General features: G+C 59.4%; 12 protein-coding genes and 1 pseudogene. 4 read left to right on the top strand and 9 right to left on the bottom strand.

What is annotated here, in order from left to right; all coding sequences use genetic code 11:
- Positions 1-165: 165 nt before the first annotated feature.
- The gene (locus AC1D00_RS06625) at positions 166-1,131 is read right to left on the bottom strand and encodes a quinone oxidoreductase family protein (RefSeq protein ID WP_477010107.1); all 966 of its coding nucleotides are present in this window, start codon (positions 1,129-1,131) and stop codon (positions 166-168) included.
- A gap of 99 nt (positions 1,132-1,230) precedes the next feature.
- On the opposite strand from AC1D00_RS06625, the gene AC1D00_RS06620 reads away from it, so the two are divergent.
- Complete coding sequence (locus tag AC1D00_RS06620) at positions 1,231-2,124, top strand: LysR family transcriptional regulator (protein ID WP_477010106.1); 894 nt, start codon at positions 1,231-1,233, stop codon at positions 2,122-2,124.
- Between the two features lie 590 nt (positions 2,125-2,714).
- On the opposite strand, the gene AC1D00_RS06615 is transcribed toward AC1D00_RS06620, so the two are convergent.
- The 4 genes from AC1D00_RS06615 to AC1D00_RS06600 all read right to left on the bottom strand — a co-directional run bounded on the left by AC1D00_RS06615 (position 2,715) and on the right by AC1D00_RS06600 (position 7,287).
- Positions 2,715-3,482: an SDR family NAD(P)-dependent oxidoreductase gene (locus AC1D00_RS06615; RefSeq protein WP_477010105.1), complete on the bottom strand. Its 768-nt coding sequence runs from the start codon at positions 3,480-3,482 to the stop codon at positions 2,715-2,717.
- Positions 3,479-4,915, bottom strand: coding sequence for an MFS transporter (locus AC1D00_RS06610; RefSeq protein ID WP_477010104.1), 1,437 nt, complete (start codon positions 4,913-4,915; stop codon positions 3,479-3,481). Before AC1D00_RS06610 ends, AC1D00_RS06615 begins: the two co-directional genes overlap by 4 nt.
- A gap of 99 nt (positions 4,916-5,014) precedes the next feature.
- Entirely contained in the window at positions 5,015-6,322 is a 1,308-nt protein-coding gene (gene hisD / locus AC1D00_RS06605) for a histidinol dehydrogenase (protein WP_477010103.1), read from the bottom strand.
- A gap of 14 nt (positions 6,323-6,336) precedes the next feature.
- Positions 6,337-7,287 carry a cyclase family protein gene (locus tag AC1D00_RS06600; protein ID WP_477010102.1) on the bottom strand — a complete coding sequence of 317 codons (951 nt, stop codon included), beginning with the start codon at positions 7,285-7,287 and terminating at the stop codon, positions 6,337-6,339.
- Between the two features lie 179 nt (positions 7,288-7,466).
- Between AC1D00_RS06600 and AC1D00_RS06595 the strand changes: the two genes are divergently transcribed.
- Together AC1D00_RS06595 and AC1D00_RS06590 are read left to right on the top strand one after the other, a co-directional pair.
- Positions 7,467-8,249 (top strand): TetR/AcrR family transcriptional regulator, encoded by a 783-nt coding sequence (locus AC1D00_RS06595; protein ID WP_477010101.1) that lies wholly within the window; start codon positions 7,467-7,469, stop codon positions 8,247-8,249.
- A 1,287-nt stretch (positions 8,250-9,536) separates the two neighbouring features.
- Complete coding sequence (locus AC1D00_RS06590; protein WP_477010100.1) at positions 9,537-9,692, top strand: hypothetical protein; 156 nt, start codon at positions 9,537-9,539, stop codon at positions 9,690-9,692.
- Between the two features lie 279 nt (positions 9,693-9,971).
- On the opposite strand, the gene AC1D00_RS06585 is transcribed toward AC1D00_RS06590, so the two are convergent.
- Positions 9,972-10,580: a TetR/AcrR family transcriptional regulator gene (locus AC1D00_RS06585; protein WP_477010108.1), complete on the bottom strand. Its 609-nt coding sequence runs from the start codon at positions 10,578-10,580 to the stop codon at positions 9,972-9,974.
- 93 nt (positions 10,581-10,673) lie between these two features.
- Here AC1D00_RS06585 and AC1D00_RS06580 point away from each other — a divergent pair.
- Positions 10,674-11,285 (top strand): annotated as a pseudogene (locus AC1D00_RS06580) (MFS transporter); the annotation flags it as partial.
- Positions 11,286-11,330: 45 nt separating this feature from the next.
- On the opposite strand, the gene AC1D00_RS06575 reads toward AC1D00_RS06580, so the two are convergent.
- From AC1D00_RS06575 to AC1D00_RS06565, 3 genes are all read right to left on the bottom strand, one after another.
- Positions 11,331-11,984, bottom strand: a complete 654-nt coding sequence (locus AC1D00_RS06575; RefSeq protein WP_477010099.1) for a FadR/GntR family transcriptional regulator — start codon at positions 11,982-11,984, stop codon at positions 11,331-11,333.
- Positions 11,985-12,094: 110 nt separating this feature from the next.
- Positions 12,095-12,874 carry an HpcH/HpaI aldolase family protein gene (locus tag AC1D00_RS06570; protein WP_477010098.1) on the bottom strand — a complete coding sequence of 260 codons (780 nt, stop codon included), beginning with the start codon at positions 12,872-12,874 and terminating at the stop codon, positions 12,095-12,097.
- Between the two features lie 28 nt (positions 12,875-12,902).
- Positions 12,903-13,808, bottom strand: a complete 906-nt coding sequence (locus tag AC1D00_RS06565; RefSeq protein WP_477010097.1) for an amidohydrolase family protein — start codon at positions 13,806-13,808, stop codon at positions 12,903-12,905.
- Positions 13,809-14,039 lie beyond the last annotated feature (231 nt).

The following is a 14,039-nucleotide window of genomic DNA, read 5'->3' as shown; positions in this document are numbered from 1 at the left end:
GCGGTGCCAGTTGGCATAGGCCGATACCCCGGTGCCAGAACCGTGTAGCAGGATTACCGGCTCGCCCGCGCCACTCTCATGATAATTTGTTCGAATTCGGCCGGCGAGGACGGAACTGCCGCGGGCGACGTCTGCAGATGAGGTCGACATGAGGTGCTCTCGCATTCAGACCAGCACAACCTTGCCTTCGCCGGCAGACTTCGCCGCGCGCTCGATTGCGGCGCCGAACTCCTTCAGCCCGAAGCGGGCGACGATGGGAAGCTTGCCTGGATGTTCGGCAAGCAGAGTCCAACATTCTCGCGCTGCCTTGGCGAGGGTCTCCCGGGTGCCGTTGCGCTGCCAGGCGCTGATTGCGAATCCCTGCCACCGCAGGGACTTGTACAGAAGGGTCGAGGCCTTAACTTCCACGGGCCGGTCATCCAGAACTCCGTAGGAGAACAGCGTCCCTCCGGGCGCAATCCGTTCGATAAGGGCCGTCGTATCGGGGCCGCCGACCGGGTCGAGCACTAGATGAAAGGGCTCCACTTTGCTCAGGGCCTCAGCAACGCTGGCACCGAGCCCGACAACTCCATTTTCAGGGTCAAGAAGGCGGTAGCCTGCCCCCTCGCGCACGAGCCGTTCGACAGTCATACCTCGTGTGCGTGCCAAATGATCGGCGACGGCGGCAACTGCGGAGCGACCGGCGGTCAGCAGAAGGCGATGGCTGGGCAACGCCGGAGCTAAGTCCAATAGGCCCCAGGCGGTGAGCGGGTTGAGCGGAAACTGACAAACCACCTCGTCGGTTAGACTGCCGGAAAGCTCAGTTGGCACAATATGCACGTGTTCGACCGGAATGGCGGCGTATTCTGCCCATGCACCGGGGCTGCGAAATGCCACGCGAGACCCAATCTCGATTTCAAGGACTTCGGTGCCGATTTGTTCGACGATGCCGGAGCCGTCGTATCCGGCAACCTGCGGATAGACAGGCTTCGTGCCGTATTTGCCGGCGATAAACAGCCAGTCGGCCGGCTGGATCACACGAGCGGTAACACGCAATAGAACCTGCCGAGGGCCGCACACAGGTTTTGGCACCTCCCTATAGTGGAGCACTTCTTCGGCCGCGCCGGCCTGATCGAACACAATGGCCTTCACAAGGGTCTCCCTTTGCCAAATTTCGCGACAACCGTTAGGCGAGGCGTGCTATACCGAAAAGGACTTTCTTTGTATAAGTTAAGATCAAAGAGGTATGGAATGGATCTGCGCCATTTGAGGTATTTCGTCGCGGTTGCGGAGAACGAGCTTGTGACCAGGGCAGCTCAGCACTTGCGCGTGTCGCAACCGCCACTGAGCAGGGCCATTCGTGAGTTCGAAAGTGAGCTAGGTGTCGACCTATTCCGAAGAGAGAAGCAGCGGTTGACCTTGACGGCGGTCGGCGCAGTGCTGTTGGATGACGCAAAGGCGATCCTCACTCGAGTTAGTGGTTTCAAGCAGCGGGCCCTATCGCTTTCGTCGGGAGAGCAGGGTCGCATCCGGGTTGGATACGTTGATGGGGCCATGCAAGGGGGCCTCCTTTCGCACCATCTGCGGGAGCTCCGCGCGCGCTGTCCCTCGCTCGCTGTAGAACTCGTACCGCTCAATACCGAGAGGCAGCTGAAGGCGCTCGCGGAAGGAGTGATCGATGCCGGGATCGTTTACACGCCACACTCTCAATGCGATGACATCGTGATTCACAAGCTGCTAGCAGATCGCCTACTGCTAGCACTTCCGGTGGACGATACGCTGGCGGCAAAACGGCAGATTCGTCCGATTGATTTGGACGGGGCGGCGTGGGTCGTGGTGCCTAGGGAAGAAGACGCCAACTGGCAGGTGCGGTTTGCCCAACGATGCGCCAGCGCCGGCTTTCGACCCGAAATCCGTTACGAAGTATCCCAGCTTTCGGCGATGCTGGGGCTGGTCGAGGCAGGCGTGGGGCGAGGCTTCGTCCCTGCGAGCGCCACTCGCGCCGAAGTCCCCGGCGTCATATTCAAATCCTTGTCATGGTGGACCCACACGGTCAATTTCTGGCTCGCTTGGCGGAAGCAGACCCCCCCTCCAGCCGTTCGACAGCTATTGCTCGCCAATCGAATTTTGGCGGAGGAAGATTGAAGTGGCATCGGGGATGGACATGGGCGCATCTCCCGGCGGTCGATAAAGCGCACACGTAGAGGCGAACCGGCTAAAGCAGACCGCAAGCGCCTTGGCGCCTGGGGTCCGGCGGCGTCCCACAACCCGCAGCTATGTGGAAGCGATAAAGAAAGGTTCGCGCGGTCGCGTAACGCTTGGCTCAAGCCACGCGATTGTTTTAAGCGTGTCGTAATATGCCTGCCCTGAATGAACGCCGCGATCGTCAAGATGAAAAACGTCAACGACACGTATCGTAACAGTTGTCTCCACTCACAGGTGAAATCCGCGTAAGCATTGCGTAAGCCGTAAGCACCCATAGCTCAGCTGGATAGAGCGTCGCCCTCCGAAGGCGAAGGCCACACGTTGTCACTTGGCCCGAGGCTCAATGGTCGATGTACGGCTCAAGACGGAACGCGTCGTGGATATCGACGCCGCCCGAATCCGCATCGATCATCAATGTGGCAACAGCGCCCGCGTCTTGCAGGCCCGTACCGCACGCCCATAAAGCTTGTCACGAAGGGTGTGGTCCGGGGCGTCGATCCGGTCTGTTAACCTTTCGGTCGCATCGCGGACTAATCCGCCGTCCATCCACCGTCGACGATCAGTGATGAGCCCGTCATCAGTGCAGACGCGTCGGAGGCGAGAAACACGATTGCCCCCATCAGATCCTCGACCGTGCCCACGCGTCCCAGCTTAATCCTGGAAAGGACGTTGGCCTTGAATTCAGGGTCTTCGAAAAAGGGCCTGGTCAGCGGGGTCTCGATGAACGTCGGGCAAAGCGTGTTGACCCGAATGCCATGGGAAGCGAACTCGACGGCGGCCGAACGCGAGAACCCCTCGATGGCCCATTTGCTCGCACAGTAGATGGAGCGCCGCGCGCCTCCGACGTGCCCCATCTGCGAGGACATGTTGATGATCGAACCGGAGCGGTTCGCCTCCATGAGCCTTTTGGCGACCGTCTGTACGACAAAGAATGCCGCCCGCACGTTGAGATCCATGACGGCGTCGAAATCATCGACGGTCACGGCTACCATGGGCATCGGACGATTGGTGCCGGCGTTGTTGACTAGAATGTCGAAAGGCTCGCTGGATCCTATCCGCCGACACGCCTGCTCGACGTCCAAGACATCCAGAATCATCGTATCGGCAGACAGGCCCTGCTCGCGCAACCTTCCGCAGAGAACGTCAAGCTCGTCGCCGGTGCGGGCCGCAAGCGTGACGTGCGCTCCCGCCGTCGCTAAGGCGACGGCGGCCGCCTCGCCGATGCCCCGGCCAGCGCCGGTGACCAGGGCGCGCCTGCCATCGAGCCGGAACGAGGGTGTCTGTGGCAGAGGTATCATGAGCCTGGTCCTCGCACGCTCGCAGGGGAAACAGGAGCGGGTTCTGATGACATCGAGCTGAGCGCCTGCAGCTCCCACTCGAGATCCTCAATTGTGCGCCCCCTTGTTTCGATTCCGAAAACCGCGAAGGTCAGGCCCGCCAACGCGTACCAGCAGGCGAAGTAGACGAACGCGGTGGAAAACGAGATGCCGGACGATGCGGGAGCTACATCCGACGACGCGCCGACGATGAACGCCAAGCCCATCGGGCCGATCACCTTCCCGAAGCCACCGAAACCGTACGCCGCACCCATCCCAGTCGCTCTGAGCGCTGTAGGCCAGACTTCGGCCGAATACGGACCGACGACGGCAAAGCCCCCTTCGCCGAACAGGAAGGTGAGCGCCAGAAGTCCGACGAAAGCCACCAAGACGGAAGCCAGCGCATCGCCGAACAGAGCCGCGGCCAGCAGCATCGCCGCCGCGCCGAAGGTGGAGATCAGTCCCGCGGGGCGCCGTCCAATTTTTTCCGAAAGAATAGAGAAACCGACTCGCCCAAGCAAGGCGCCGCTGGTCACGAAGATCATGTAGAAGGCGGCGGAGGCAGGCGGCACGTGGAGGGTCTGCACGAGCAGCGTCGGCGCCCACAATGTGAGGCCGTAATAGCCAGTCTGCATCCCAACGTTTGATATGAAGGACAGCGCCACGCTGCGCGGATATTTGAGCAGTGCGCCGAATCCAGGTTTATTCTCGGGTGCGCTGTCGATGGTCGAAGGCAACTCGGACGGGTCGACCTCGATTGCCCACGCGATGGAGTTCCGGGCTTCTGACGTTCGACTATTGCGCAGTAGCCATCTCGGGGATTCCGGTATCCAGACGCGCAGGAGGAGCGTCGCTGCGCCAAGGCCGACGCAGACACCCATAAGGCCACGCCAGCCGACCGTGGGAGCAACGAACGCGACCATCGCGGAGCCGAGCAAGAAGCCGAACGGAACGGCTGCCGTGACAAGGCCGCTCACCTGTCCTCTTCGAGAGGCCGGAACGAATTCCTGGATCAAAGGCAGATCGACGCAATAGAGGCCCCCCGCGCGGAAACCGATGAGCAAGCGGAACAGAGTGAGATAGATCCAACCGTATTCGACGCTATCGGGCGTGGAAACCAAGGCACCGGTACCCAGCGAAAACAGGGCGAGCGTGGTCAGGAATACGCGTCGGCGGCCGATCCGGTCAGCGAGCCATCCGAAGAACGCAGCTCCCGCCATCGCACCTAGTCCGGACGACAGCAGAATTATCGAGGATGCTCCGAACGTCAGCTTCCATGGCTTCGAAACGAAAGTCAGGACGAAGCCGATCAGGAAGTAGTCCAGAAACTCGAGGACCAGTCCGAATGCGCCAGCAAATATCAGTTTCTTCTGATTGAACGTCAGATCCGAGCGTTGATCGAGAGCAGACAGCATAACGCATTCCTCCCCGCCCCTTGGGCGGCGAACAAGTTATTGCGCAATTGATTCGAAGGACCGGCGGGCTGACCGCCGGCACCTCGATTTGCCTGACGGTTACTCGGCAGCCCGGCCATAAGGGACGTTCCGGCCGCCGTAGCGGCGAACGCGCACGTTGGCCTGCTCGGCATGCCCGACGAAGCCCTCAAGCATGCACAGGCGCGAGCAGTATTCGCCGATCATAGCGGAGGCCGCGTCGGTCGTGACCCGTTGGAACGTCACCGTCTTCATGAACTTACCGACCCAGAGGCCGCCGGTATGGCGGGCGGCCTTAAGTGTCGGGAGAGTATGATTCGTTCCGATCACCTTGTCCCCGTACGCCACGTTGGTGCGCGGTCCAAGAAAAAGGGCGCCAKAGTTTGTCATGCGCTTGAGGAAGTAGTCGGGATCTCTCGTCATGACCTGGACGTGCTCCGAGGCGATCCGATCGGCTTCGGCGACCATCTCCTCGTCGCTTTCACACAGGATAACCTCGCCGTATTCCTCCCAGGCCTTGGATGCGACATCGGCAGTCGGCAGGATCCGGAGCAACCTGCCTATCTCACTCATCGTATCCTGCGCGAGCTTAAGTGATGTGGTGAGCAGGATGGCCGGAGAATTCGGCCCATGTTCCGCCTGTCCCAGCAGGTCAGTCGCACACAACTCGCCATCGACGGTGTCGTCCGCAATGACCAAGGTCTCAGTCGGCCCCGCGAAGAGATCGATGCCGACCCGACCGAAGAGTTGCCTCTTCGCTTCCGCCACGAAAGCATTGCCGGGGCCGACGAGCATATCGACCGGGGCTATGGACGCCGTGCCAATCGCCATCGCGCCGACGGCCTGGATGCCGCCGAGACAGTAGATCTCGTCGGCGCCGGCAAGGTGCTGAGCCGCCACGATGGCGGGTGCGGGTCGTCCCTTATACGGCGGCGCGCACGTCACGATCCGGCTCACGCCGGCGACCTTGGCAGTGATGACCGACATATGGGCTGAGGCCAGCAGAGGATATTTGCCTCCGGGAACGTAGCAGCCGACCGAGTTGACCGGTAGGTTCTTGTGTCCGAGAACCACGCCAGGAAGGGTTTCGACCTCGACGTCGTGCATCGATTCCCTCTGGTGCCGCGCGAAGTTGCGGACCTGCTCCTGGGCGAACTTGATGTCGTCGATATCCCGCTTGGAAAGCTGATCGAGGCACGACTTGATCTCCGCCTCCGTAAGGCGATAGTCGCCCCGATCCCAGCCATCGAATTTGGAGGAGAGCTCCCTGACTGCAGCGTCGCCGCGTTTTTCGATGTCGRCAAGAATTTCCTCTACCGACGCGCGGACCTTGGCCGCATCCTCGGCCCGGAGTGCCGCGTCGCGGCCACCCTTGAGATATTCAGCCATGTCGATCTCCCGCGTTACTTGATGGCTTGAGGATTGATCGGAGAGCCTGCCCCGCCAGGAAGGTGCAGCGGAGGCGCGCAAAAGAAGAACTCGTAGACCTTGTCCTGCGCGCAATCCTCGGCCAGCTCCTTCAGATAGAAGATCTCACCCATCGAGATTCCCATCGCGGGAATCACGACCCAGTGCCACGGCTGATTGGCTTCCGTGGTCTCGTTGGGGCGCACCTCGCAGCCCCAAGTATCCGAGCAGATCGCGGCCACGTCCTTCTCACGGAGCCAGAAACAAGTCTCGAAACCGAATCCCGGCGCGTTCCCGCCGGCGTAGCCCGACCAATCCTTTTTGGCGAGGCAGCGCTCCTGGTGACCGGTGCGGACGATCACGAAGTCGCCTTTCCTGATCGCCATCTTCTGTGCTTCAGCGCAGCGCGTCAGATCTTCGGACGTGATCGCGTAGCCATCATCCAAGTAATCCACGCCTTTGAAGCGGGCGACATCCAGAAGGACGCCGCGGCCGACCATCTTGTCGCGGACATGCTCGATGCCGAGCTTTTTCGCCCCTCTCACGTCGACGAGAGAAGCGTCGTATCCATTATACATTTTATCGTCGAGGAAGACGTGACAAAGCGCATCCCACTGCGTTGACGCCTGGCACGGCATATTGATCGCATCGTCCGCATACCGCAGGTAAGGAAACGGTTCGTCCTGATTTCCGAGCTTCGCATCAGTGCCCGTCGCAAGCATCGTATGGATTGGATTCCATCGGCCTCCGAATAGGCCCGACTGAATGGGCTCCTTCAATGACAGCCCGAGGGAGAAGACCTTGCCCTTACGGATCAGTTGCCCGGCGTCCACGATATCGGTTGGAGTGACATTGTTGAGGGTGCCGATCTGGTCGTCCGCTCCCCACCTGCCCCAATTCGAAATCTTGTCCGCAGCCTCCAAAATGCCTGCCCTGTCCAGTATCACGATGCTTCTCCCTGATGTATGTTATCGATTGATAACCTACGCGACATCGGCATGATTATTCAAGCTAAAACTGTGGGGATAAATGCTAATATCCATGGTTATCCTCTGATAACGATTTGCATCGAATCTTGCGGATTAATTGCACTGGCGTAACCGCATGGGTATAAAAGCTAAATTCGATGTTCCGCGCTCCGATCGCCGGCGAGCGGATGCTGCAGGCAAAGACGATGAAGAAGGACGACAAACAAAAGCCGCTTGCCCGAAAGTCAAAAGGGCAAAAGCCGGCCGCGAAGCGGATGCGCGCGCCATCCCGCTCGTCGCGAACTACCACCCGCCTTCCATTCGAAGAACGCCGCCGATTGATCGTAAAGAAGGCTGCCGAATTCTTTGCGGAGTCAGGCTTCAGCGCTACGACGCGCGAGCTGGCGGGACACTTGGGGACGACGCAGCCTCTCATGTACAAGTACTTCAAGGGCAAGGAGGAGCTGATCGACGAAGTGTACCGTAGCGTGTTCCTGGACGTGTGGAGCGACCACTGGGACGAGCTTTTGGTCGATAGGACGCAATCCATCGAAGATCGACTAATTGAATTCTATATCAGCTACACAGACGTCATCATGAACCGCGGTTGGATGCGGATGTATCTGTTCGCGGGACTTAAGAACGTCGGGATCACGAGTTCGTACATAAGGCTCGTCGAAGAACGGGTCATACGGCGCATCGCAATCGAGGCCTGTTTCGCTCGCGAGGTGGTCTTCGATTCGAGCAATGAAGCTCGCTATCTCGAGATCGCGTGGGCGCTCCAGGGCAGCATTTTCTACTACGGGGTGAGGAAGCACGCATATGGGCTTGATCCTCACGTCGACAAGAACAGCCTGATCCGTGACACCGTCCACATCTTCCTTGGATCATGGCCATGCGATCGTAAGATGTCGTCGTCGGCTCTGGAGGTCGTCTCCTAGGTTTGCGAGAGGTATGTCCGAAGCCCTCGTTGCAACCATCAGCGTCGGCCGACAAGTAGCTCGAGAACACCCAATTGCGCCTTAGCCGAATGCAATCGTTCATCGAGAAGGAGCCCCTGTGCGACCTGCTCGCAGGCATTCGCCCCAGCAAGCTCTCAGCACGTCGGCGGGAAGTGCAACGGTCAAGTTATAGGTACCCTCTTAGAAAACGATCAGGCTTCCGTCGCCCCTCCCCAGCAGAGAGGGCGACCACCGCAGCATGGCGCGAATGCGATAGCGAAGACGCTCTGGATCGCTGTTTTAACAGGACCGCAAGCGCCGTCAAAACCACTTCGTCCACGGTCGCTGCGCCACGAAATTGGACATGAAGGTGCGCATCCGCTCCGTCGCCTCCGGCCGCGAGGTCACATCGACCCTTCATCCGGCTCTCGGCGCGACCTAAGTAGCGAGGCGCGACATCACAGGCCTCGACTTCCGCCCAACGATATTCACGAGACCGAGATGAACTCGTCGACGTAGCTGCTTCTACTATGGGTCTTGGCCCAATCGCCTGCTCCGTAGGCGACCGCAAAGGGACGAAAGTCGGTTCGCAGCACAATAGCGACATCGTCCCACGTACGGGGAAGAGCGAGCTGGGGTGCAATGGGATAGCAGGTGGACCCTCGCCACCCGAACAAAGGACGTGGATGTTGAGGCGATCCTTCGCGCGGACGCGTTCCGATTGCGGCAGGTGGATGACATTGAATCTAGCATTGAAGAATGGCCGCCTGACCAGGAGTAACTCTCACATGCTGGGGTAGTTTCTGGTGGATCCGCCGAGATGGCCCACCTGCGATTTTGATAGGCGGCGGCGTTCTTGATGGGCGGTGCGAGCGATGACGAAATCGCCCTTGCGGATCTCGATGCCCTGTTGTCCGGCAGATGCGCGGGGAGCGATAAGCAGCGGCTGGAATCCCCGCAATCAAAGCGCTTGATTGGCTCCCGCGAAAGATGCGCATCGCAAGCACTACAATCTTTGTAAAGCTCGTAGAGCAGGAAACGGCCGCTATCGTACTGAGCCCGGTGAATATTGCAGGTGATCGCGCATGGTTTCATTCTGCGTTTCTAAAAGCCCGTTTACAGCGAGCAATCGCAGCCGCAACTGGAGTAGACCTAAATGCCGATTTGAATTGGCAGCGCCTAACGGCAGCCGGCGAGCCGAGCCGAAAGCGCGGGCTGACTATGGCACTCTGAACAAGAGCTGGAGTCTCGAATCGGGAGGCTTGAGTCACAAACTGGAGAAGCGAGATGGGCGAGCCGGAGTTTGTCTACGTGACCTTCATCGAGACTACACCTGAGAAACTGCGGCAGGCCCTGGCGTCGAACGATCTCTCGAAACTCTATTTTTTTTGGCGCAGAACCGCGAAGCGACTGGAGAACTGCTTCGCCCTGGGCTCTCGTTAAGAACGGCATCACCACCGAGACTGAAGATTCTCGAGGCCGATCGGCCACGGCGGCTATCCTACACATTTGCATCGTGAAGAGAGGCTGGGATAATCTCGAAGTTCGCGCCGATCTCTAGCAGCGATGCCGCGAAGACTGGCCGCTCGCGGCCCTGGTCTCTTGAAGCCAGCGGCCCGGTTACATGATCGCGACTAGTTCGGCAAAGATTTGGTCCGATCGAGCCTGCGCTCGGCCTTCGACGTTGATGGGCGGTCGCAGGGGCTGACGACTCAGGCACGCTCAGAGCCCGCCCTCAACCCCTTTCACACTCGCATCGATCAGCAGCTTCGCCGCCGCAAGCGCCGACTGCGCCGGGCCGTCCTCCGATTGCTGGCCGGTGACGTAGATGCCTTCGATCAGCAGCAGCAAGGCGTCGCCGAGCACGTTCGGTTGGCGCGCGCCCATGCCGGCTGCGAGTTCACGCAGGCGCTTGCGGAAAACCTTCTTGTGCGCCTCGGCGACATGGCGCGCGGGATTATCGCGCGAGGGATATTCGACTGCGGCGTTGCTGAGGCCGCAGCCGCGATAACCGCTGGCGACGGCCCGCGACGAGAGCTGGCCGATATAAGCGAGCACATGATCACGCGCATTGCCGTAGGTTTTGCCATCGGGGCGTTCAAAATTTTCCCAGAACTTCAGATCGTAGTCGCGCAAGTACGCGGCGGCGAGATCGTCCTTGGAGGCGAAGCTGCGATAGAGGCTCGGCTTGGTCACACCGGCCCGGTCCACCACCTCGTCGACGCCGACGGCGCGAATGCCCTCGCGGTAGAACAGCTCGCTTGCGGAGGCGCGAATCCGGTCGGCGGCACGGAGAGGCGCGGCTAAGGGCCTTTCGGCTTTTTTCGGCATCTGGCTTCGTCCGATCTTCGGCATGAGCTTGGACTTGACAATGTTACTTACCGGTACGTACATACCRCATCGCAATACGTACCGGTAAGTAACATGCACCAAGCTTCCGTTCAATCCACGTCCGTTTCCAGACGGCCGTTCGGCCCGAACGACGCCTTCGTGGTCGTCGCCGTGATCTTCCTGACGCTGCTCGCCGCAGCCGGACTGCGCTCAACGCCTGGCGTGCTGATGCTACCGCTGCAAAAAGCGTTCGGCTGGGATGTGAGCGTGATTTCGTCCTCGGCCGCGGTCGGCATCTTCCTGTATGGCCTCGCGGCCCCGTTCGCCGCCGCCGTGATGCAGCGCTTCGGCATCCGCCGCACCGTGCTGGGCGCGCTGGCGCTGATGTCGGCCTCGACGGCTGCGAGCTATTTCATGATCGCGCCGTGGCAATTGTTCCTGACCTGGGGCCTGCTCTCCGGCATCGGCTCCGGCGCGGTCGCCAACGTGCTCGGCGCCACTATTGTCAATCGCTGGTTCACCACCAATCGCGGCTTAGTCATTGGACTTTTGACCGCGAGCACCGCCACCGGCACGCTCATCTTCATGCCGGGCCTGGCAAGCCTCGTCGAATGGGGCGGCTGGAAGCCGGTGGTGCTGACGGGCGCCGCGTGCTGCGCGGCGCTGATCCCGCTGGTGTATTTTCTGGTCCCGGAGCGGCCGGCTGGGGATTGATCAACGTACGAAGTTGACGGCTGGTGGCGTTTGGAATCAATCCCGCTGCGATATATACTGCCCAATATGCTCAAGATGATCTCGCATGGCGTCACGGGCAAGACGGCCATTTCGATCCTTGATCGCTTCGACAATCCTGCGGTGATCTGCCTCGGTCTTTTTGCGTCGTTCCGGTGTCACCGCAAAAATCTTGACTTTGTTCCATTCGGCAGACTGGCGAACCTGCAAGATCGCACCATAGACAAGCTCGACAAAGGCGTTGTGCGCGCTTGATGCGATTGCTTCGTGAAGCTTGCCGTCCCAGAAATCAAACTCGCGTATGTCGGCGGCCTTCTCGCAATTCAACATTGACCTTTCAATTTCATCTAGCTCAGATGCACTCGCATGCAGGGCGGCGTGCTCAGCAACGCTCGGTTCAATGAGAGCCCTGGCGACTGAGAGATCGGCGGGGCTGACGTCGCGAAGCGCTGTGTCCGGGAAGAATGGCTGAACGGTTGGCGCTACGAAAGTGCCACGCCCGACGTTGCGAACGATTCGCCCGTCACGCTGCAACATATCGAGTGCCTTGCGAACGCTCGCCCGTGTGGTCTGATATCGATCCGCGAGTTCACGCTCTGTTGGCAGGCGCGCATTCGGCTTAAGCCCGCCCGCCACAATGAGTTCTGTTAACTCCAGGGATATCTGGTCCACACGAGGTTCGTTCATGTCTGGCACGGACCGGCAATTTGGCTTCGTTAAGCACCGCTTCGCACATGCTCACAGTTCTACGCATCCGACAAACCGACGGATAAGTCAATGGCTTAGCGCGAAATGCGCTCTGCAATGTTGACCCTCGTGCGCACCTCCTGCACAACCCGCTCGAATGCAGACCGTACAAACATCGTGTCTATCCCGACGGCTACAAATCCGATGCCCCTCTCGGACCATTCTCGCGCTTTCGCTGGGTAGGGGGTGAAGACGCCGGTGCGGATGCCTCTCTTGGCAGCGATGTGCATGGCATCTGATATCGTGGCTTGCACAGTCGGATGCTCCACTTCGCCTGGAACCCCCAATGCATGCGAGAGATCGACTGGCCCGAGAAAGATCAGGTCTAGGTCGGGTAGGGACAAGATGTCGTTGAGGGAACGAACGCCATCGAGCCCTTCTACCAGCAGTAGAATGGCAATCTGTTCGTTGGCAGTCTCGAACCACTGCTTGCTGCCGCCGTAATCGGCCGCGCGTACCCATGGATTCGCGCCCCGCGTTCCATGCGGCGCAAAACGCGCCGCTCTAATGGCAGATTTTGCGTCCTCCACCGAACTGACTTGTGGCACGAGTACGCCGGCAGCGCCTGCATCTAGAGCCGCAGCGATTAGCGAGCTCTCGTTTTGACGCACTCTGACTATAGGGTAAATATTGCGCCCCCGCGCCGCACTTATCAGGGCGGGAAGCGATTCGGTCCCATAGCTGCTGTGTTCGGTATCAAGTATGATTCCGTCCATGCCGGCTATGGCGGCCATTTCGACGATTTCTAGAGAGGGAATGATCGAAAACATCGTCAGGAAGAGCTCGGGCTCTTTGAGACGCAAGCGAAGGTTCATTTTGGACGCTCCATAGCTCGTGGCGATTTCAGTCAGGGAGTCGAATGGAGTAGGCGGCCATGGCGGCCTCTCGAAAAATGGCCGAGCGTTCGGCTTCTGTGATGGGCCCCAGCGCTTCGAGCATGTGCTCGCAAAAATCGCCGTATGAGACCCACATTCCCTCGACGGGGAAATTGCTGCCGAAAATGCAGCGTCTGGCACCGAAGAGGCGCAGAGCGGTCGCTACGATTGGTCTGTAGAGCGCGGCTGAAGATGACCGCGCGAACGTGCCGAGACCCGTCAGCTTGCAAAATGCGTTGGGGTTAAGCGCAATTTCGTTCAGTCCRTCTTCCCACATCGCGACGTAGTCCCGTTCGGTGGAATCGAGCATGCCGGCGTGATTGAGAATAAATGTGGTCGACGGAAACTCACGGATCAGTCGTGCGGCTCCCCGCAACTGACTTGGAAACACCTGAAGGTCGAACGGGTATCCTCGCTCGCTCAATATCCTCAGGCCGTGTCGCCAATCAGCCTGATCATACATGTCGGGGATGGGCACATAGGCGTAGTTGGAATTCTTGTGCCAGTGAATCTGATGTCGAACTCCGACTACCCGCGAGATGCTTCTGTACTCGTCGATGAGGTCGGACAAGAAGGTGGATCTCAGGTCCGCGAATGCGATGATGCCGTGCGGTAAACCGTGCCCGTCCGCCACGCTATCCACCCAGCGCGCTTCCTCCAATGCGCGCGATGGTGCCCAATTTGCCTGAACGTAGATTGAGCCTGTGACATTGAACACAGAGCTGTCTCGCTTGAATTCGCTGATCAGGTAATCCCGCCTGATCGCATCGTAAGATCCGAATATCCGGGGCCTCGCTTCTCCCATCAGCCAGGGGACATCCCCCATGCGCCAGATGTGATGATGGGCATCGATTACTCCGATTTTTGGCCTCACTAGCAACGTCTCCTCCTCCCGTCTGGTTATAACCAATGCTAATATTGGTCACCAAATGCGAATATCCAGGCTAAAAGTAGCCGCCTGGTGGGCGAATCTTCTTGATCAACACTAAGCACTCGTCTATTGGTCAAACCAATATAGCATTTGGTAAACCAAACGGCAAATGGAGGAGATGCATGCAGGTTGTTAACTTCGCGTCAGGGGCAGTGAGACGGCTAGGCTTCTTGG

The sequence above is a fragment of the Bradyrhizobium sp. P2_E8 genome (assembly GCF_056403875.1).
The sequence above is the reverse complement of the archived record's forward strand: the minus strand, read 5'-3'. Positions and strand labels throughout refer to the sequence as shown.

Excerpts from the sequence above, each read along its gene's own strand:
- AC1D00_RS06620 (WP_477010106.1), top strand. The coding sequence starts at position 1,231 with ATGGATCTGCGCCATTTGAGGTATTTCGTCGCGGTTGCGGAGAACGAG.
- AC1D00_RS06615 (WP_477010105.1), bottom strand. The coding sequence starts at position 3,482 with ATGATACCTCTGCCACAGACACCCTCGTTCCGGCTCGATGGCAGGCGC.
- AC1D00_RS06610 (WP_477010104.1), bottom strand. The coding sequence starts at position 4,915 with ATGCTGTCTGCTCTCGATCAACGCTCGGATCTGACGTTCAATCAGAAG.
- AC1D00_RS06595 (WP_477010101.1), top strand. The coding sequence starts at position 7,467 with ATGTTCCGCGCTCCGATCGCCGGCGAGCGGATGCTGCAGGCAAAGACG.
- AC1D00_RS06590 (WP_477010100.1), top strand. The coding sequence starts at position 9,537 with ATGGGCGAGCCGGAGTTTGTCTACGTGACCTTCATCGAGACTACACCT.
- AC1D00_RS06585 (WP_477010108.1), bottom strand. The coding sequence starts at position 10,580 with ATGCCGAAAAAAGCCGAAAGGCCCTTAGCCGCGCCTCTCCGTGCCGCC.
- AC1D00_RS06570 (WP_477010098.1), bottom strand. The coding sequence starts at position 12,874 with ATGAACCTTCGCTTGCGTCTCAAAGAGCCCGAGCTCTTCCTGACGATG.